18 protein-coding genes and 1 pseudogene are annotated in these 19387 nt (G+C 35.5%); 18 read left to right on the forward strand and 1 reads right to left on the reverse strand.

Annotated features, from left to right (window positions below; translation table 11 throughout):
- Positions 1-182: 182 nt before the first annotated feature.
- The 3 genes from QM491_RS22550 (at position 183) to lodB (ending at position 4852) form a co-directional block, all read left to right on the forward strand.
- Positions 183-632 carry a hypothetical protein gene (locus tag QM491_RS22550; protein WP_283329791.1) on the forward strand — a complete coding sequence of 150 codons (450 nt, stop codon included), beginning with the start codon at positions 183-185 and terminating at the stop codon, positions 630-632.
- 1060 nt (positions 633-1692) lie between these two features.
- On the forward strand, positions 1693-3744 hold the full coding sequence (gene lodA, locus QM491_RS22555) for a CTQ-dependent lysine 6-oxidase LodA (RefSeq protein ID WP_283329792.1): 2052 nt from the start codon (positions 1693-1695) through the stop codon (positions 3742-3744).
- A 4-nt stretch (positions 3745-3748) separates the two neighbouring features.
- Positions 3749-4852 (forward strand): lysine-epsilon-oxidase maturase LodB, encoded by a 1104-nt coding sequence (gene lodB / locus QM491_RS22560; RefSeq protein WP_283329793.1) that lies wholly within the window; start codon positions 3749-3751, stop codon positions 4850-4852.
- Positions 4853-5118: 266 nt separating this feature from the next.
- Here lodB and QM491_RS22565 read toward each other — a convergent pair whose 3' ends face one another.
- Complete coding sequence (locus QM491_RS22565) at positions 5119-5466, reverse strand: winged helix-turn-helix transcriptional regulator (protein WP_283329794.1); 348 nt, start codon at positions 5464-5466, stop codon at positions 5119-5121.
- A gap of 111 nt (positions 5467-5577) precedes the next feature.
- Between QM491_RS22565 and QM491_RS22570 the strand changes: the two genes are divergently transcribed.
- The 15 genes and pseudogenes from QM491_RS22570 (at position 5578) to QM491_RS22640 (ending at position 19358) form a co-directional block, all read left to right on the forward strand.
- On the forward strand, positions 5578-6189 hold the full coding sequence (locus tag QM491_RS22570; protein ID WP_283329795.1) for an FMN-dependent NADH-azoreductase: 612 nt from the start codon (positions 5578-5580) through the stop codon (positions 6187-6189).
- Between the two features lie 641 nt (positions 6190-6830).
- Positions 6831-7433, forward strand: a complete 603-nt coding sequence (locus QM491_RS22575; protein ID WP_283329796.1) for a glycosyltransferase family protein — start codon at positions 6831-6833, stop codon at positions 7431-7433.
- Between the two features lie 187 nt (positions 7434-7620).
- Entirely contained in the window at positions 7621-8025 is a 405-nt protein-coding gene (locus QM491_RS22580) for a DUF4844 domain-containing protein (RefSeq protein ID WP_283329797.1), read from the forward strand.
- Positions 8026-8054: 29 nt separating this feature from the next.
- Positions 8055-8279, forward strand: a complete 225-nt coding sequence (locus tag QM491_RS22585; protein WP_283329798.1) for a hypothetical protein — start codon at positions 8055-8057, stop codon at positions 8277-8279.
- Positions 8280-8368: 89 nt separating this feature from the next.
- On the forward strand, positions 8369-9436 hold the full coding sequence (locus QM491_RS22590; protein WP_283329799.1) for a serine hydrolase domain-containing protein: 1068 nt from the start codon (positions 8369-8371) through the stop codon (positions 9434-9436).
- A gap of 39 nt (positions 9437-9475) precedes the next feature.
- Entirely contained in the window at positions 9476-10246 is a 771-nt protein-coding gene (locus QM491_RS22595) for a hypothetical protein (RefSeq protein ID WP_283329800.1), read from the forward strand.
- Between the two features lie 185 nt (positions 10247-10431).
- Positions 10432-11496, forward strand: a complete 1065-nt coding sequence (locus QM491_RS22600) for a ligand-binding sensor domain-containing protein (protein ID WP_283329801.1) — start codon at positions 10432-10434, stop codon at positions 11494-11496.
- 218 nt (positions 11497-11714) lie between these two features.
- Positions 11715-12272 carry a hypothetical protein gene (locus tag QM491_RS22605; RefSeq protein WP_283329802.1) on the forward strand — a complete coding sequence of 186 codons (558 nt, stop codon included), beginning with the start codon at positions 11715-11717 and terminating at the stop codon, positions 12270-12272.
- A gap of 149 nt (positions 12273-12421) precedes the next feature.
- Positions 12422-13462, forward strand: a complete 1041-nt coding sequence (locus QM491_RS22610; protein ID WP_283329803.1) for a hypothetical protein — start codon at positions 12422-12424, stop codon at positions 13460-13462.
- A 278-nt stretch (positions 13463-13740) separates the two neighbouring features.
- The gene (locus QM491_RS22615) at positions 13741-14424 is read left to right on the forward strand and encodes a hypothetical protein (protein ID WP_283329804.1); all 684 of its coding nucleotides are present in this window, start codon (positions 13741-13743) and stop codon (positions 14422-14424) included.
- A 120-nt stretch (positions 14425-14544) separates the two neighbouring features.
- A complete protein-coding gene (locus QM491_RS22620) occupies positions 14545-14985 on the forward strand; it encodes a hypothetical protein (protein WP_283329805.1) in 441 nt (146 codons plus the stop codon).
- A 59-nt stretch (positions 14986-15044) separates the two neighbouring features.
- On the forward strand, positions 15045-15833 hold the full coding sequence (locus tag QM491_RS22625; protein ID WP_283329806.1) for a PhzF family protein: 789 nt from the start codon (positions 15045-15047) through the stop codon (positions 15831-15833).
- 205 nt (positions 15834-16038) lie between these two features.
- Entirely contained in the window at positions 16039-17121 is a 1083-nt protein-coding gene (locus tag QM491_RS22630; RefSeq protein WP_283329807.1) for a serine hydrolase domain-containing protein, read from the forward strand.
- A gap of 787 nt (positions 17122-17908) precedes the next feature.
- A pseudogene (gene arr / locus QM491_RS25565) lies at positions 17909-18286 on the forward strand (NAD(+)--rifampin ADP-ribosyltransferase); the annotation flags it as partial.
- A gap of 241 nt (positions 18287-18527) precedes the next feature.
- A complete protein-coding gene (locus QM491_RS22640; RefSeq protein WP_283329809.1) occupies positions 18528-19358 on the forward strand; it encodes a VanZ family protein in 831 nt (276 codons plus the stop codon).
- Positions 19359-19387: the final 29 nt, after the last annotated feature.

A 19387-nucleotide genomic window follows, 5' to 3' on the forward strand; every position in this document is an offset into this window, starting at 1 on the left:
CAAAAAGAAATACCATTAATAAAATGGAAGAAAAAAACCTCGAAAGTAAGTCCTTCCGAGGCTAATATTAATCAAATTTTATAATCTAATCCTTGTCAACTTTTTTCAGGACTAGACATGGGATATCCACCCATTCGATTTTTCAATACAAAATATTCGCATCTTTAACCTTAATAATTACGATGAAAGTAATCAATAGTTCTTTAATAGCAAGCTTCTGTTTGTTATCAATCTATTTAGGATATAAAAGTGATATAGTTCCCACTAAAGAGAATGAAAAAATTATTGAAGTTCAATCTGGAAAAGAGACCAAAATTGAATTCAATAATAGCATTTATGTATTCACGCTTACGAGTGTAAATGATGGGCGAGTCCCTGATTGTAATATGCATTATGGTAGCTTACTTCCTGCGAAGTTGAACATAGCAGTAAATAAACAAGAGTATCCTTATGAGTTCTACAGTTGTAAGCTTGATGATGAATTTAGTTGGACTGAATTAGACCGTCAATCAGAGGCATCTAAATTAACAAAGGTAATTAATGAGAATACTGAATTTAGAGTATCAAAGGTGTCAACAATGAACGGGGATCATTCAAATGCTTTGGTAAAAATAATTGTTCGCTCAAAATAGGAATAGCTTTTAAGTTAATAGTCATCAGTGCTGAATAGTAATCCAGCACTCTTGCTTTCTTGGGATTCTATAAAAATTACAGTCAATTATTGTCAGGTTATCAACTCATAGAAAAGTCAACGATTTTGAAATGTTGCTGTACGATAATATAATACTTTATAACTGTTGTTTGAAATTCAAATAGTTGAAATTGGATTTGTTAATAAAAAATCACCTCATTATTAATTTATTCATTATCAGTTATTTACTAGGAATTATCTCGAAATTTATTGTTAATTTCAATAGCTATCATCAATTCTGAGACACTAGGCATCACATGAAATTTACACCTCCTTATTTATTTGCTTTTACCTCTGTACTTTTATTAGTAATAGGTATCTTTTCCCAAAACCAAACTATGAATATTCAGTTCCATACCTCTTTGTTTGTTGTAGGGTTTCTCCCCATTTATCTGATATTTGGCTTTTTATGTCTATTAATAGCCATATTTTATCTCGGGCTTCAAAAAATTGGAAAGTTTGTTAGCAACAGGACAGGTTATTGGCATTTTGGTCTTTTTAACATTGGTTTATTCCTTTTGGTAATCTCAGTCAATTTAGAAAATCTCTGCAAAAACCCTGACTTCTACGTATATTCTGCGTATTCATTTGTCGGCGCCCTTTCAGCACTTTTAATTAGCTTTTTAATATTTATATTTGGAGCTATTAAAGCCATTATGAAATAACAGCAACCCCAACGTGTTATCGATTCATTGGGAATCCAAATATCCTTGTCTTTATAAAAACCTATAAAAATAGAATTCAGGAAATAAATGAACCTGTATTAGAATTGTAAAATTGGCATAAAATTTACCGTACAATAATTATTCTACGAATAAATTGCATTTTATTGCGTTTAAACCTAGCTTTGATCAAGATTTTACGTCGAAGAAAGCAGGAATTATTTTTGTCAATTATCTTCGTATTACCCCAAAACAAGCCTATCCTAATACTTTTTTGCTTAAACCTCTACCTCAAAACCCCAATTCTACGAGTTATTAACACCTTTACCAATTTTTACTATGAATCTAAACATTCACCCCTCAATTGGCATTGCCCGCTTAGGCAACAGTCCTACAGAAATTTGCCTTTCTCCTGACAGTATTGGAGGTCTACCTTATGATTCCGATAGTTTCGGAAACAAAATTGGTCCTATTACGAGTTTTAAAGACTCCATAGGACGGGTCAAAAGACAAGGACAGCCATTCAAAATTTTAACGGACGACGGCGAAGAACTCAATCTTGATTCTCCCAATGTTGCATCGATTACGTGGACGGTGCATTTGGCTAATAAAAAAGCCGAATGGTATCAATACAGCGAGCTACAAGGTAATCTTCTGTATGGAGAAGACAACAGCTACGAAAATCAAAATATTCCCAAAAGGAATCCTGAAAACACGACTGATCGACAGAATTTATTTATTGACCCAGGCCCAAGGTCAATATTCGGTAGACAACAATCCATAGGATTTGATGTGTCTAATGTACCTGAAGGCTACCCGGCTCAATATCCTAATACCAATCCAAAATATGGAGTAGGAATTACAACACTTGGGGATTTAGTCACCGATGAGCAAGGCAGACTCATCGTTTTAGGCGGTTTTGGAAATGCAGGAGGCGACCTTCCTTTGATTTCCTACGGAGGATCAAGCACATGGCATGATGATATCTCAGATGGTCCTGTGTATTGTTTAATAAGCTTCAACGATGGAACTGCTCCCATCTCGCTTTCAGCTTGGTGTATTGTTGGTTCACCTGATTTTGCCCCAGAGATTGTTAATATCTCTAATCTAAGTGATACCATGTTTGACGTTGGGGTAAGGTGTTTTAATTTGGTTCCAGAATTGTATTCAAACGGGCAATATAACCCAAGTTTCACTGCAAACTTTAAAAGGGATATACTACCCATCATCAATAGAATTAGCAGATATCAATGGGTAGCAAACGTCCAGCCAATGATGGCATTTGCCAGTTATCAGTTCGATTATTCTGACGCTAGTGCGGATAATCTTCAAAACAGACAAAACTATCTCTCCTATTTTAGACAGAATGATTCGCAACCTCCTCAACCCCCATATTTACCGCAAGAAGAGCTATTTAAAATAGATGGTGAAAATATTTTTCCCATGATGCCGCTCAATTCAGGAAGTAACTCTGTGAGTAATATCAATATTATGAAATTTCTCGCATTGAACGACACTCAACTATTCTTGATGGAGCAATGGGCAAACGGAAATTTTGAGAATAATTCGAACTTTCAGCCATATCCTGTCAATCCATTAGATGCCGCAAGTGTTGGAAACTGCGTTGGATTACCTATGTGTCCGGGCATCGAGGTAACGTGGAGTATGCAAAATCCCACCGTTTATAAAGCACCGTACCAAATCCTCCAGTACCAAAATGAAGCTTGGTATTTCGACAACGGACTTACTCCTTCGCGAGACGAATGTGCTGGTGGCGGTTGTGAGCCTGGTGATTTAACCAAACGAATGGCCTGTCCATGGCAAGCAGATTTCTTTCAGTGTACGATACAATATATCAATTTTACCAATCCTGCTGTCAATAAGGAAACTCTTTCAGATGGTTCAACTATTCCACTCCCTCCTACGTATTACTCATACTGGTGGCCGCCTCAAAGCCCGTGGGATGTATTGGTGGGAGAATTGACTCCAGAAGGACAAGCTGCCAATGGAAATATCCCTGCTGGACAGCAAATGAACTATGCAAGGGGTATAAACAGCTTTACTCAAATGGTGCAATATTGGTATGCACTTGGCTTTATCCGAGATAAAAATGCAGGAAATGTTGGATTCCCTTATTTGCTTGAAACTGAAAGAAATAACGAGCTATTTACCTCAGAGGAAGTGCCTGTTGGGAAAATAAGTGGAAACCCAGAGGATGACGCTACGACTGTTCCTGTATTTTATATCGAAACTAAATCTTCAATGGCCAAAACGCAAAATGCTAAAGCACTCTCATTGCTAGAGCATTTTGAGGGTATAGGATTTAAGGAAATTGAGGTGCACAGTGATGGACTTGGTTTCCCACGTTCAGGTACAAGATCTAGACGATAACACTATGACTGGTACATTTGAAACAGATGTGCTTATCGTTGGTGGAGGACCCGCAGGGTCTTCCACCGCTTTAAGTTTATTAAGATACACCAATTTCAAGGTGGTAGTCTTAGAGCAAAGTAATCTCAATACAATGAGAGTGGGTGAGCAAGTAAATGCCAGCATTTTTGACATTCTTGAATACATGGGTATTACTAAAAATGATTTTGACAACGAAACATTCCTACCTGCATTTGACAGTCTTGCTGCTTGGGGCAACTCCAATGTTTCTTCGAGGCATTCAATATTTAGCACTCAACATGATAGTTATCAGCTTGATAGAGAAAATTTTGATTTACTGTTAATAAAAAAAGTATCTGAAAGTGGCGCAACTGTCCTACCTCGAACAAAAGCGCTAGAATTTTCTTTTGAGAATGGATTTTGGGAGGTTTTATTGGAGCATCAAATTAAAGGCTCATTCAAAATAAAAGCTAAATACATTGTAGATGCAAGCGGTCGACAAAGCTATGTGGCTAGGAAAGTGGGGCTTAACTTTGAACAACATGATGAGCTGGTGGCGGTAGGCACTTTTTTACATTTTGACAAAAATATTGCCTTGACGCAAGAAATATTTGTTGAAACCGTAGAAGATGGTTGGTGGTATTTTGCCACATTACCCGACAACAAAGTTGTTGTATCCTTATTTTCTGACGCTGATATTGTAAAAGAAAAACAACTTCACAAAGCTGAGAATTGGGTTAAAGAGATTCTAAAGACCAAGCATATCCAAAAGAAACTTCCATCAACTGTGACAATCCATAAGATATGGACGAAAAATGCGTTCTCACATTTTGTTAAAATGGATTGCCAAAATCACCTCTTGGCAGTTGGAGATGCTGTTGCTTCATTTGATCCTATCTCGTCAATGGGAATAGGCTTCGCAATGAGTTCTGGGAGTTTTGCTGCCAAGGCAATAGCCGATCATTCTAGCAACCCAGATGCTTTAAAAGTTTACGTGGAAAGCATACAAAATATCTTGAGCAACTATAATGAGACTAAAGGTTTCTATTATAGAAAAGAACAGAGATGGCCAGATTCTATATTTTGGAAAAAAAGAATTTCCTTCTAAATCAAATAGAATCAAACACTTACGGAAAATAAACTTTATCAATTATACAACATAAATATGTCTGTTTAATAGGGTTTTTCTAGAATTCAGTCATTCCATCAGCTCCGTAGTTGCGACAGCATTCAAGATAGTCAGCTTTCTGTCGCAGCTACGGAGCTCAAAAAGTAGAAAACGGTCTAAGATGATTTAGGGAAATTTGCTATTTTTAAGAATATCCCATAAAAATACAGTAGACTCAATAATTGATTATTCCAAAAAGAGATAGCCTATCTTCCTAAAATCTTCCTTCTATGCCCAGCGCCCCAATCGCTTAGGGTTCTCAATACGTCTTTTAGAGACTCGCTGTATTCGGATGCTTCGTACACAATACTTACTGGAGTTGTGGCAAATACCTTTCGCTCAACCAATTCATTTTGTTCTAGGTGTTTAAGCTCTTGAGCTAATATTTTTGGGGAAATACCTTCCACATCCTTCATGAGCTCATTAAATCGCTTGGGTGAGTTCACCAGACTCAAGACAATAGGCAATTTCCATTTGCCATTCAATACATACAAGGCATCAATCACATTTTTGAGATTGCTTGAGCACTCCGCTTTTGTCAACTTTGTTTTCATGATACAAACATAATAGCTTTCCTAAAGGTAACCGCTTTCCTTTGGGAAACTGCTATCTTTCAAATACTTACTTTATCTACCTTTGACCCACAAATTTTAAACAATAAAGTAATGAGTTCAAAGAAAATATTACAGCTTAATTCTAGTATCATGGGTGAGCAGTCGTTCAGTAGAAAACTTGGCAATGCGATTGTAGACAAAATCTTGGCAAAATATCCAAATAGTATCGTTGAGCAGTTGGATTTGGTAGAAACGGGTATCCCTCATCTTAGTCCCGAAACGCTTAAAGCGATGTTTACCCCTACAGAGTATCAAACAGACGACACCAAACAAAATCTTATTTTATCCAATCAATTAGTTGACCAACTATTTGATGCTGATATACTTGTCATTGGAGCACCATTGGTCAATCGAACCATTCACAGCTCCTTGAAAGCTTGGATAGACCATATCACACGACGTGGGATTACCTTTGGATATGGAGAAGATGGATTACCGAAAGGTTTTGTTTCGGGCAAGAAGGTATATGTAGCAATGAGTTCAGGTGGGGTATATACCGATGAGCAAGGACAAGCACATGATTTTGTGGCGCCATATTTGCGTTCTTTTTTAGGTTTTCTTGGCATGACAGATATGAGTGTATTTAGAGCTGAGGGGCTTCACGTACCAGTGCTCCAAGAAAATGCTTTGCAAAAAGGGATTGATAGTATTGTAATCGACTAGCTATCTCGAGAATAACCAACGTGAGACTTCTCGAATTGAGTGGATATTCTTTAATTCTAGGTTTTGTCAACAGCCCTACAGTGCTTTTCGTAGATAGGAACAATTCTGAAATATAGTATCAAATAAGGCGGTTGAAATTAGTTTTTCAATCGCCTTTTTGATTAATTTTCATCAAATGCCAAATTGTTGCGTTATTTTTAAGATATTCCTGCTTTCATTTTATTAGATTGGTACAAACCTTATTTACGCCTAAAAATCCTTAAGCACACCTCAAACAAAAAGTATCTACATGAAGATTCTCTCCTACCTATTGGCTATACTCATGAGTTCCTGTATACAAGAAACCCACCTTTCAAGTCATGCTGACTATCCTTACTTTCACTCACTCAATATTCTGGATAATTTTCGAGAAGGACAAATCGTCGCTGGTGCTGGATTCCTATCCAGCACTCTTTCTTTCTTGGGATTTTATCCCAAACAATACTATATTTTTTTCTACTTTTATCAATTGATGTTAGTAAGGAGAACCTTTTAGGAAAGAGTTTTATCTATTTTAGTCCAACTCAAATTACTGGTAAAATACATAAAGCAAAAGCTTGTCATTCTAGTTAGTAATCTTGTAGTGTACATCTTCAGAAACAATGACAGAAAGGGAAATAATCATCTACAAAACTCGACCGAGGCTTATTCTTTTGAGTATAACCCTTTGTGGTTTTGCCTGTTTTCAGCTTTTAAGTATTTTAATAATAAAAAGTGCAAACACGCAATTCAGCGTTTTATCTATATCATTTATTATACTTTTTGAAACGCTATCGCTAACCGCACTGTATTATTTGCTTACCATGCGAGGCATTAAGCTTAGCGGAAAAACACTTTTTGTTTATCATTTGAATCTACCTATGAGGGAGGAATTCAAATTTGAAGAAGTAAGGAGTCTACTTCAAACGAAAGAAAAGGTTATTGTCAACGAGGGTATATTTTCGAAATCAGGCTGTAGCTTTTATCATATAACAACTACAATACTGCTCAAAAATGGCAAAGTAGTTAAGCTTTACAGTATTGGTGAAATGGACTTTCAGGAGTTAAACCAAACCTTTCGTAGGTTGAGACAGAGTGAAGGTAAAATCAAAGTTCAACAACAGCATAGATTCTTATATCTATTGGACAACTCATCTGATGTATTCATGACAATTTTTTTCTTATTTATAACCATCGGACTTGGATACGCCCTTTTGTTTGGTTAGTTTTTACCTGCTTTTGAAATTACAGATCAATTTTTAAATTCTCAACAAGTGACAATTTGACTACTTTCATTTTTCTTCCTACTATTTCAGTCACTGGTGTTGGATTCCTATGCAGTACTCTTTCATTATTCGGACTTATACTGTTTTCAAATTATAGAGATAATTCCAAATAAAACCCAACCAATTTATGCTATCAAAAGAACAAAAAATCGAGAAACTAGGCGAGTTTATAAAAAGAGATAAATTCTCCGAAGAAGCATGGAATCAACGAGGGCTTCTTCCATCTAGTGATGAAATGAGTCAAGAATTGAATGCTTTTTTTAACACTACTGCTCAAAAACTCATAAAAAATATTGAAAAAAATAGCGCATCTAAAACACTCCAAAAGACCTTTAATTCACAGTTAGCCACGTTGGAAAATGATGATTTTGATACAGAAGAAAATGAATTCGTCTGTGATTTATTATATGAATTAGCCTCGTTGGTAGAAGTAGAAATTAGTGAAGATTTGAACAAGTGGCTCTATGGATCCACCCTTGACACCATTTCATACTTACAAGAAATGTTTGAGTCTCAAAAAAAGTGGAAATAATTGAACAAGTATGTACTAAATATAGTAGTATGATTGAGTTCATTATCAAAGACATAGATGACCATACCGCACAAACAGACTGGTTGGTGGTGGAATGTGTCACTTGTTTAGAGCTAAATTTAATTCCGACTGGTAAAAATATTAGGCTACAAAATTACGGTACTTATCTAGTAAAAGAGCAGCTAGATGGAAAGGACTATAACCAGCATCAAGCTATTGAACATCTAGAACAACTCAAGAAAAATTCTAACTAACTCATTTATTACACCAATACAGAATAGCGTTGTTTTGATAATAATATAAGAACCTTAACTAATAAAACCTCTAACAACTCTTTCTCACCATGAAGTATTTTTCTATTTGCCTCTTCATCGTTATTGCCCCATTGGCTTTCAGCCAAAACAGCCCATTTACTGAGGTGCTAAACTATTACCAAACTCATCAAAATTTTAATGGGACAGTATTGGTAGCAAAGGAAGGGAAAATAGAATTTCTGGGTGGAACTGGACTTGCCAATCGAGACACTAAAGCGAAGATTACCAATAACTCAACTTTTAGAATAGCCTCCATTACCAAAGCATTTACGGCTGTACTGATTTTACAACTCTATGAAAAAGGCAAATTAGAGTTGAATGTTCCTTTCGGTAAATATTTTCCTTCCTATAAAGGCAATGCGAAAAATGTAGCTACCATCGAAAACTTGTTAACCTACAGCTCAGGTATTCCCGACAAGGGGGCTAAGTTAGACATGAAACCCTACGAGAAACAGTTGAAACTTGATGATTTTATCAATCTGTACTGTAGTGAAAATGTTGTTGATAAACCAGGAGAAAAAAGCATATACAGCAATGTTGAATACATTATTCTAACCAAAATAATTGAGAACATTACAAAAAAGCCTTACGAAAGGGTTCTCCAAGAGCAAATTTTGACACCGTTAAAAATGACTCATTCGGGAATGATTCATACTCAACATTATCCAAAGGGACTTGTGACTTCCTATTCTGTTGATGACAGTACCAAGGTTATTACAAAAGATAAACCTTACTTTGCCGAAAATTACTTCGGCGCAGGTGCGATGTATTCAACGGCTGAAGACTTATTCAAATTTGATCAAGGAATTTTTCAAGAGAAATTACTCAAACCCGCTACGACCAAACTCTTACTGAAACCCAATCCCAAACTAGGCAATGTTGCCTTTGGTGTATGGTATGCCGATGGATATGGAACATTTAGCAAACCCTTTATTTATCGTACTGGCGGGATTTTAGGTGCAAGCTCAAACTGGATACATTCGCTGGAAGACCAAAGATGTATTTTAGTTTTGAATAATACCAACGGGACAAATCTGTACGGAATGTCTGAGCAATTGTATTTAGTAAGCAAGGGCGAAAAACCTACCATTAAATAGTATGATGAAAATCAAAAAGTACTAAATAAGCCTAAAGAAATGATGGAATTTATTCAAGAAATAAAAAATCGAAACGAAACCTTATTCTATTTTGGTCAAGTCTGCCTTTGGGCTGGATTTGTATTTTTGGTATTCTCAACAATTTCTCCTCTAAAAATCTATGGCGTGAGCGCGTGGTACAAACCTTTTAAATTTGCCGTATCACTGGGTGTATATTCATGGACGATGGCATGGTATTGTCATTATTTACCCAATTTTAATTTAAACTTATTCAACTGGACAGTAGTAGTTTTATGGAGTTTTGAACTCATTTATATTGCCTTTCAAGCAAGTAAGGGACAACTTTCACACTATAATTTATCGACTCCTGTTTATACAATATTGTATGGTCTAATGGCAATTGCGGCAACTGTTGTTACACTGTACACTGCTTATGTTGGATTCTTATTTTTCAATGATGACTTCCCATTACTACCAGCCTATTACCTATGGGCAATCCGATTGGGGATTATTCTCTTTGTAATTTTCTCTCTTGAAGGTTTCGCCATGGGCTCACGACTCAATCATAGTGTAGGAGCGCTTAACGATAACTCAAATTTATGGATTATTGCATGGAGTAAAACGGTTGGGGATTTGCGAGTTGCACACTTTATCGGAATGCATGCTTTACAAGTACTGCCAATCGTTTCCTTTTATTTCTTAAAAGATACCAAACTTACTGTGGGGCTTGCCCTAATATACGGGCTTCTCTCCTTAAGTACGCTTATTCAAGCTTTACAAGGCAAGCCTTTTCTCAAAAGCTTCTTATAACTTTATCCCTTTTTAGATACTTTGTATTCTTTGGGTCAATGAGACAGTGGATATCGCTTTGACCTAATTTTGTTTTTATAGTTTGAACCGTTTCCAACAATATTGAGCTTTCTTTGAAAAGAAAAAATTACTTCGTTAAATTGTAGAAAGTTGTCCATCATGAACCTCTAATCTTCAAAATCCAAATGACATCTTTCAAAACAACTATCACTTTTAGCCTTTTTACACTATTATCTTCTTGTTTTGGACAATGGAAAACACAAGAAAATAACTCAGCGCCTATCGTGGTAAAATCCTTTAAGACAACTGGGCTTGTACCAGATTTTGATACGACTTTAGTAAGTCAATACATCAGGAGTATCTTTCAAGATTCAAAAGGGAATTTGTGGTTTGGCACCATTGGTGATGGCGTGGTACGTTATGACAAAAAAAACTTGCAATATTTTTCAAACACAGAAGGATTTATTTCAAAAAGCGTTTTTGCCATAAATGAAGACCATCAAGGAAATATATGGTTTGGAACAGACCACGGAGTCTATCGATACGATGGTAAAACCTTTCGAAACTTTAATCAAAAAGACGGACTCGAGCATTTAGATATCAGTCGTAGAAGTATCCTTGTAGACAAATCTGGTAAAATTTGGGTAGGCACTCATAGAGGCGTGTATCAATATAATGCCGAGGCAGACCAGCAAGAGAAGCCCAGTTTTAGTCAATTTTCATTACTACCAGAAATCAACACAGCCGATATATTTGAAGATAAAACTGGAAATATTTGGTTCGCCTCCCCGAATCAAGGAGTTTTTAAATATGATGGAAAAACAATCACAAATTTTAATAAAAAAGCCCAATTAGGAGAAAACTACGCAGGAGGAATTGCGCAAGACCCAGCAGGTAATATGTGGTTTGTGTTCAAAAATGGAATCTGTAAATATGACGGTAAAACATTGACAGAATATACCGCTAAAGATGGCTTAGGAGGAACTGAGTTTTGGGGCATATTAATAGAGAAATCTGGGATAATCTGGATTACTGCCAGAGGTAGCACCACTAGATTCAATCCATCCATTCCATTACCAAACCCTAAGGCATTTAGTGTATTCACTTCTGCGGATGGATTTACTTGTTGTGTACAAAGTATGTTTCAAGATCAATCAGGTCATGTATGGTGGGGTACGGGTCAAGGATTATATAATTTTGATAAAACAAGATTTTATCAGGTAAAGCGTAATGGACCTTGGCAAAATTAGGTATTGCCTGTATTGGATTGCAACTGACTCGCTGGTGCTGGATTCCTTTGCTAGTGCTGGATTCATATCCAACACCGACCATTTCTAAGGATTTTATCCGTTTTGTATCGATATAATTATTTTGCCGATTCAATTATAACTTCATAAGCTACTTTTTCTAAATTAGTGCAGAAATTAATACTTCTACCAAAAAAAGTTAACTTTTAACCGTAACTCAAATGAAAATATTTCTTACACTTAAACATTGGCAACTTTTCGTAATTTCCTTCGGGTTACCAATCATTTTTCAAATCATTGCACTAGTATCAATTTTTGCAAGTAAATCCCCAGCTAACTTTTTTTATATTTCTTATCTCTTCCCGCTTTTGACGCTTGTATTCATGGGTACGTATTTTGGTTGGTTTTATGCTGTTGGCACCAATTTACACCAAAAATTACCTCCCTCTGTAAAAATGAATCTAACGCTCTTCAAAACCTTTTTGGTTTTCCCAGTAATTTATATTGGATTTATATGCTTTTTTATTTTTAACATAAGCCAGTCGGTTGAGCCAAATTTCATGCTTCTGTTCATGATATTTCCTCTTCACCTATTTTCAATGATTTGTGTATTCTACTGCATATATTTTGTTGCAAAGGTTTTAAAAACGGTAGAAAGTCAAGAAAAGGTAAGTTTTGGTGATTGTTTAGGAGATTTTTTCCTGATATGGTTTTTCTTTATTGGAATTTGGGTCATTCAGCCAAGAATTAATGCGCTATCTCAAAACGATGTTGCATAACAATTTATAACATAGGTAAAAATTACGGATGAATATTTTTCAGTTTTAAAACTGCTGAAAAAATTAGTCCAAGAATAAGTCTTGAACTAGGTATAGAATCCTGAAGATATCATCAACCTCTTACGCCAAAACCTTCCATCAAATCATTTATGAATAAAGCACCACTCCTTTTACTCCTTTTTTGTCTATTGGGTTGCCAGAAAGACAAACAGCGTCCCGAACAAAAGATATTTGATAGAATCCTATTTGTATATCATTTAAAAGAATCCGTAGAAGCAAATACATGGACGACATTCGATGATCCTCAATATGATGTGCCATTGATATACTTCACTGATTCGAGTTCTTATGTGGCAAATCCTACCGAAAAATTCCTCAAAACTTTCAAATCTGAACTCGTATTAGAGGATGGCACTATCAAAATTTACAAAACTCAAAAAAGAGTGGATGACTCTCCTTTTCACATGGAGACAGGCATGACTTTGGGCGACCCTACCCCTGAGTTTAATTACCATTCACCATTTATGATGTGCAGTAGTTTTGAAGAAACCGTCAAAACCATTCCAGATGTTGGCTCTACGGATGAATGGACTACCATGATTATTCACGAATATTTTCACGGTTTTCAGTATAAGCACAAACCTTATATGGATTATTATGAGAACGAAATCGTTCAAGTCCAGCCAGATAGTTTGACGACTTTCTACAAAAAACTCCCTTGGTTTAAACAATCAATCGATGCCGAAAACCAGTTACTACTCGATGCAATTGCTGAAAAAGATAGTATCCAAACAAAGAGGCTAATTCAGGCTTTTTGGGATAAACGAAAACAAAGAAGATGGCAATTTCAACAGAAACATAAATTTAGCCTTGACAAATTTGAAAAGTGTTATGAAACTATGGAAGGAACTGCCAGATATGTTGAATTTTCGTTATACAAGGATTTTGCTAATAGAAAACCCGATGAAAGTTTGCTAAAATCTGATAGCTCTTTTAAATCATTTGCGAAATTCAAGAACTATAATCTTCAAAAGGATAAGTGGTTGTATTTGACTGACAAAACTACCTACTTTTACGCCACTGGTTTCAATATGGCTCGCTTACTAGACAAACTAGGTATCGAGTACAAATCAAGACTTTTTAAAGATGGTAAAATTTCGTTGGAAGATATCCTGAGAGAAAAGTATTGATTACCTAAAAGCTTATAAAGCTTAAGAGGCGACACAAATGAGTAAATCTACACCCCTAAAAAGTAATTCTAAAAAGCAAAGTCAGGTACATGCTCATGAAAATGACGAAGAAGGATTCTTTGATTGTATACTCAAGAGTTATAAAAAACTCACGAATACCATATTTTAAAATTACAATTTAGATATGTAGTTTTGATTTCATACTCAAATATAGATTATTTATATAGCTCTAAAATTGAATGTAAAAATCATAAAAGATATTATTGATGAGGCTTTTAATGAGGAATTTTTCACAATTATCTTTAGCAGTATTGATATTTTGTCTTCTACCTGCCTGTCAGAACAAGGGTACGAAAAATACATTCCTTGAGTCGAAAGAAAACTCCCAAAGAGTTGATTTTGAACTTCCTAAACCCTTTGGGCAAATTTCTATTTCCTTGCCTCAGCGATATGATACCGTATTTCATTGGGTTGATTATTCGGACTGTTCCTCATGCCACAAAGTTAAGTATCGTGCTCAGTCAAAGCATTTTATTATCCAGCATGAATCAGGATTTATCTCAGAAAAAATACCAGAAGATTCGATAGAAAGGTTTACGATTAACCATCATCTAAACCTCGAAAATCTAAAAGTAGATGACAAAACATCTATAAAAAGCACTCACAAGCAACTAACCCTAGCAAATATGAATTTCTGGCAGGAGATATGCATGGACTGCCAATACATAAAATTTGATACCATAACCCAAATAGGCTCTCATACTTTTTCGGTATTTGGACTTGAGGGATATGATTCAATTCAAAAAAGATGGACGAAATTTACAATCGCAAAGACTTACATCCACGGAAACTCCTTAGAATTTAGATTTGAGCTAGCTACCAAACGAAATGATGAGCAACAAGAATATTTCTTCAAAAATTCGATGTATTACCTACAATCAATTCAATTTGAAACTCATTAACCTCCCATTCTTCAGTTCAAGATTTCAATAAAATTACCTAATTTGTAACAGTATTAAGTTATTAATCATTGGGTATTTTAACCGCTTACTTCTTTCTAATCAAGGTAGTAAAATATATTTATGTTAATAGAAATTTGTAAAAAGACTCAGTATGCTTGTGAATACAGCATTACCAGAGATGATACAACTCAAGAGCATTTTACGCTTGAGACAAAGACTTATTTTTTACATGATATTTGTCACTATGTGGTCGAAAAGCAACTTCAGTTCAATAAAGGCTTCTGGGGAATGCTTTCAATCGGGCATTCGCTTCAAGAGCTTTTCGGAAAAGAAAACCCTTTGACTCCTGAACTTCGATTTATTGAGCAGATTGTTGGACCTATACAATCTGTATATGCTGGGCATTTGCCAAAACAGAAATTTTCTCAATTCATCAATCATCTGAATTTTGAAATATCCGACCTCCGCTTAGATAATTGCCTCGAAGAAATAGCAACTATTCAAAATCACTGGAGAAATCTTGAAATTGGCAAGTCTATCACTCTTACATGGACTTTATAAATGGAATGAAAAGAATTTTGCTCACTAAAATAAAGTACTGAATAATATTGATCATCAACATGAAGCTAGATTTATATCAAATAGATGCGTTTACTGACAGAGTCTTTGGAGGCAACCCTGCGTGTGTGGTACCTCTTGAAAATTGGTTACCTGACGATTTATTAATGAAAATTACACAAGAAAATGCTGTCGCAGAAACTGCTTTTTTTGTACAACACAAAGACTATATTCATTTAAGATGGTTTACTCCCGAAATCGAAATGGACTTATGTGGTCATGCGACCTTGGCAACGGCTCATTGTCTCAAAACAATGCTTGGGTATTCTTCAGATATTATTCAATTTGAAACACTCAGTGGTAGGTTGAAAGTGGTAGTCGACGGTGATTTATATCGAATGGATTTTCCTTTAAGAATGCCTACAAAGGCAGCATTACCTGAGATTATCTCCCAATCCTTGAGTATTCAACCTAAGGAGATATTCAAATCAAGAGACTATGTGTTAGTTTATGAAAGCGAGAAGGACATCAAGAATATACAAATTAATAGGCAAATATTTGACCAAATAAACCTCGACCCAGGTGGGGTAATTGTCACTGCCAGAGGGTTAAAAGATGATTTTGTCTCCAGATTTTTTACTCCTCAAGCTTCTATACTCGAAGATCCTGTCACAGGCTCAGCTCACTGTTCATTGATTCCATTTTGGGCAGAAAGATTAGGAAAAAATGTACTTGAAGCCTCACAAATTTCAGACAGGAACGGTAAGTTGTATTGTGAAAACCTTGGAGATAGAGTAATTATCAGTGGAAAAGCTAGAACTTACTCCGTTGGAACACTTTGGACTGAATAATTCTCGTTTTTATCGTTTGTATTGAAATCCAGCTTTATTTTTTTTACAACAGATATATACGATTTTCCATCTTTATACAAACATCACAATATTTTATGAAGGCAAAAACCATTCAAATCATGCATTCATATTTTTTTTAGCATCTCTTTTTTGCCATTCCAAAATAGGTGTCAATATGACCTTTAGCATAACCTAATTAATCACCATGAAAAATATCCTTCTCCTTGCTTGCCTACTCACCTCTTGTATTTGTAAAGGACAAATCAACGTTGCCTACGCAGACTCCCTTAGAAAACACTACCATATACCTGAGTTGAGTTATGCAGTCGTGGATGCTAAAACTGTTTTGGAGATAGCAGCATTAGGAAAACACTCGATTCAACTTACCGATACAGCCAGCTTGAACGACCGTTTCCATATTGGCTCAAATACAAAAGCTATGACGGCATTCATTATTGCCAAATATGTAGAAAAAGGAAAACTCAATTGGAACACCAAATTTTTTGACCTGTTCCCGAGCTGGAAATCTAAGAGCAAACCAGAATATGCCAAAATGACCCTTCAGGATTTACTGTCACACAGAGCTGGGATTTTACCATTTCAAGGGGAAGATGACCCACAAATCCCTGATTTTAAAGGAAATAATATTCAAAAAAGAAAACAGTTTGCTCAATTCGTCCTTACATTTTCACCTGTAAAAATAGATAATGAGCATCCTTTTGTTTATTCAAATGCAGGTTATACCCTTGCAACACTTATGGTAGAAAAGGTTACGGGTAAAAGTTGGGAGCAGTTAGTGGATCAGGTCTTTAATCAGGATTTAAAACTCAATGTAAAACTCTCATGGCCTGAAAATCAAACCAATAAAGATACATGGGGGCACCTCACCGAAAATGACGTACTTACGCCCGTTCCATCAAAAAATGATTTTCATCTGGATTTCACCGAACCCGCAGGAGACCTCAATATAAAGTTAACAGACTATATAAAATTCATTCAAATGAACCTTGACGGACTTGAAGGGCATAATAACTATCTGACAGCAAGAACATACAACCTAATTCATAAAGGAATCAAAAATTATTCGCTAGGCTGGTTTAATATTTATGAAAACAATAAAGAGTTATCTGTTCATTCTGGTACTGGCGCTTTTACTTACTTTAGTCTAGTACATATCGATCGTATAAAACTTCGAGCCTATATCATTTTTACCAATTCATTCAACAATAATACACAACAAGGAGTAAGACTTATTATGCGAAAACTAAAAGAGAGTTATGGGTATTAAGTTGGTATATATGCATAGAATTATTTCTTCATCTTTTTTAGCGATTTTGATCGCTCTATTAATGTACGTTTTGGAGAGCTATCAGAATAAGCTTCAAATCATGATTTTTAATAAAACTGTATATGCTCTCGATTCTCTTGAATTTGAGGGTCACTACTTTCACTTGGCAAATTCAGATTCCTTGACGCTTAATAACTGCGAAAGCATTTCTGTTCAAGATAGCATACCACTGGGTTTGCCACAGGCAAAATAAATGGACATGGTAGACTAAATTACAATTTTCCTATTTGTGGAAATGGAATAATAAAAATCGTTAACGGAATACATAAGTACGATGTAACTCTTCGCTCGAAGCAAGACTCAACATTACTCATCTGGCAAAAGCATCAATAATATTCAACAGTGATAAAACCTTTTACTTATGGAATTTTCTCCCTTCAATCCAATTGTAAAATTATGCTTACAAGGCATGGAATTAGAAGCCCAAAATAATCGTGAAAAAGCATTACAAATCTATTTAGAAGGATGGAATGAGGCAAACAACGATTTTGAAAAGTATCTTACCTCCTACTATATCGCCAAGCTCCAAGATGACACTCAGCAAAAGTTATTTTGGTTAGAGTCAACCTTATCTTTTGCCTTAAAATCAAATAGTCCCGCTGTCAATACAGCCTTGCCTACTATATATCTTAGTATCTCCGAATGTTACAAATCATTAGGTGAATTTGAAAAAGCAGAGGAACTCTTAGCTCAGTCGGAGGCTCATCGATACAGCCCTTCTGATAAGGGACCTTTCTATCATGGAACAAAAGCAGATTTATCAATTGGCGATTTCTTAGTAGCAGGAGGAAAATCAAATTACCAGAACAATCTCAAAATGAACCATATCTATTTTACTGCCTTGGTGGATGGTGCAGCTTTAGCAGCAGCACTAGCAAATGGAGAAGGTACTGAAAGAGTCTATGTGGTTGAGCCAACTGGAAGTTATGAAAATGATCCCAATCTTACAGATAAAAAATTCTCAGGAAATCCAACCCGTTCTTATCGTTCGGAAGCACCATTGAAAATCGTTGGAGAAATAAAAGAATGGGCAAGCCGTAGCCCTGAGGAAATACAAAAATTTAAAGAAAAACTAGAGAACAATAAGGGAGAGATTATTAATTAAGATTTTAGTAGACCTTCAGGATTGAACGAGCATTTGTAACCAAGATCATTCGACATCGCTTTGACCTAGCAACACTTCTCTTCCGATACTGCAACAATTATTCATTTCTAAAACACAGTACACTCAATTAGTTCTTTTCATTAAATAACCCTAACCAACACAGCACAACATAAAACCATACTCCTTTATAATGTATATTTGGCAAATACCTCATGCGCTATACTAAACATTCTAAATTACTGTGAAAATTAAAATTTTACCCGTAACTCTTCTTTTGCTATACTGTGCTTTATTAATCAAAATCATGGTATTCAAAGACTTGCCAACGATAAATGTTGGAGGTTTGATGCTAAATTTTTCAGGAACAAACCCTGGACATGCCCCAAACTTTATTCCCTTCACCACCATTTACCCGTATCTTCTCGGTCACAAAGGACTTATTATCGCCAGTATTAACCTACTAGGAAATATTGGGTTATTGATTCCAATAGGGATATTTGCGCCTTTGGTGGTTGAAGATTTTTCTACACAAAAATCTTTGCTTTTGGGTTTTTGCTCAGGTCTATCCATCGAAGTCATGCAGGTAATATTACAGGTAGGAATCTTTGACATAGACGATATTATCTTAAATGCTTTGGGTGTCATGATCGGTTATTGGACTTATTCAATCTATCTTTTTTGGTGGCAAAAGAAGCAATATACCCTCATGATTGTGGCTAGTTTATTAGTCTTAATTATTTCGTTCGGAGGTTTTTATGCCTTTTTTCCAAAAGGAAATGCTTCAAGTCAATTACAACATAAAAAGCTAGCTCAAAATGAAGATTTATGTGGCGGAACTGGGGGAACTGGTGAAATTATCAAAACAGGTATAAATAGGTTTACCATCAAAAGAAACGATGGAGTTGTACAACAAATTCGACTAACAAACCAAACGATAGTCAAAACTTCATCAGGTCTCATTGCAGCCTCAACCCTAAAAGTTGGAGAAAGAGTCACGATTGTAATAGATGAAACCGAAACTGCTTCCTTGGTTTTGGTTTGTGCATTGGCACATTCGAATATTAAAAAATAGAAAAACTACCCAAAACTATAATCATTTTT

The sequence above is a fragment of the Flectobacillus longus genome (assembly GCF_030056705.1).
Classification (GTDB): Bacteria; Bacteroidota; Bacteroidia; order Cytophagales; family Spirosomataceae; genus Flectobacillus; species Flectobacillus longus.

Coding starts and splice junctions, on each gene's coding strand:
- QM491_RS22600 (WP_283329801.1), top strand. CDS start 10,432: ATGACATCTTTCAAAACAACTATCACTTTTAGCCTTTTTACACTATTA.
- QM491_RS22610 (WP_283329803.1), top strand. CDS start 12,422: ATGAATAAAGCACCACTCCTTTTACTCCTTTTTTGTCTATTGGGTTGC.
- QM491_RS22550 (WP_283329791.1), top strand. CDS start 183: ATGAAAGTAATCAATAGTTCTTTAATAGCAAGCTTCTGTTTGTTATCA.
- QM491_RS22625 (WP_283329806.1), top strand. CDS start 15,045: ATGAAGCTAGATTTATATCAAATAGATGCGTTTACTGACAGAGTCTTT.
- QM491_RS22605 (WP_283329802.1), top strand. CDS start 11,715: ATGAAAATATTTCTTACACTTAAACATTGGCAACTTTTCGTAATTTCC.
- lodB (WP_283329793.1), top strand. CDS start 3,749: ATGACTGGTACATTTGAAACAGATGTGCTTATCGTTGGTGGAGGACCC.
- QM491_RS22580 (WP_283329797.1), top strand. CDS start 7,621: ATGCTATCAAAAGAACAAAAAATCGAGAAACTAGGCGAGTTTATAAAA.
- QM491_RS22630 (WP_283329807.1), top strand. CDS start 16,039: ATGAAAAATATCCTTCTCCTTGCTTGCCTACTCACCTCTTGTATTTGT.
- QM491_RS22570 (WP_283329795.1), top strand. CDS start 5,578: ATGAGTTCAAAGAAAATATTACAGCTTAATTCTAGTATCATGGGTGAG.
- QM491_RS22575 (WP_283329796.1), top strand. CDS start 6,831: ATGACAGAAAGGGAAATAATCATCTACAAAACTCGACCGAGGCTTATT.
- QM491_RS22615 (WP_283329804.1), top strand. CDS start 13,741: ATGAGGAATTTTTCACAATTATCTTTAGCAGTATTGATATTTTGTCTT.
- QM491_RS22565 (WP_283329794.1), bottom strand. CDS start 5,466: ATGAAAACAAAGTTGACAAAAGCGGAGTGCTCAAGCAATCTCAAAAAT.
- lodA (WP_283329792.1), top strand. CDS start 1,693: ATGAATCTAAACATTCACCCCTCAATTGGCATTGCCCGCTTAGGCAAC.
- QM491_RS22595 (WP_283329800.1), top strand. CDS start 9,476: ATGATGGAATTTATTCAAGAAATAAAAAATCGAAACGAAACCTTATTC.
- QM491_RS22590 (WP_283329799.1), top strand. CDS start 8,369: ATGAAGTATTTTTCTATTTGCCTCTTCATCGTTATTGCCCCATTGGCT.
- QM491_RS22585 (WP_283329798.1), top strand. CDS start 8,055: ATGATTGAGTTCATTATCAAAGACATAGATGACCATACCGCACAAACA.
- QM491_RS22620 (WP_283329805.1), top strand. CDS start 14,545: ATGTTAATAGAAATTTGTAAAAAGACTCAGTATGCTTGTGAATACAGC.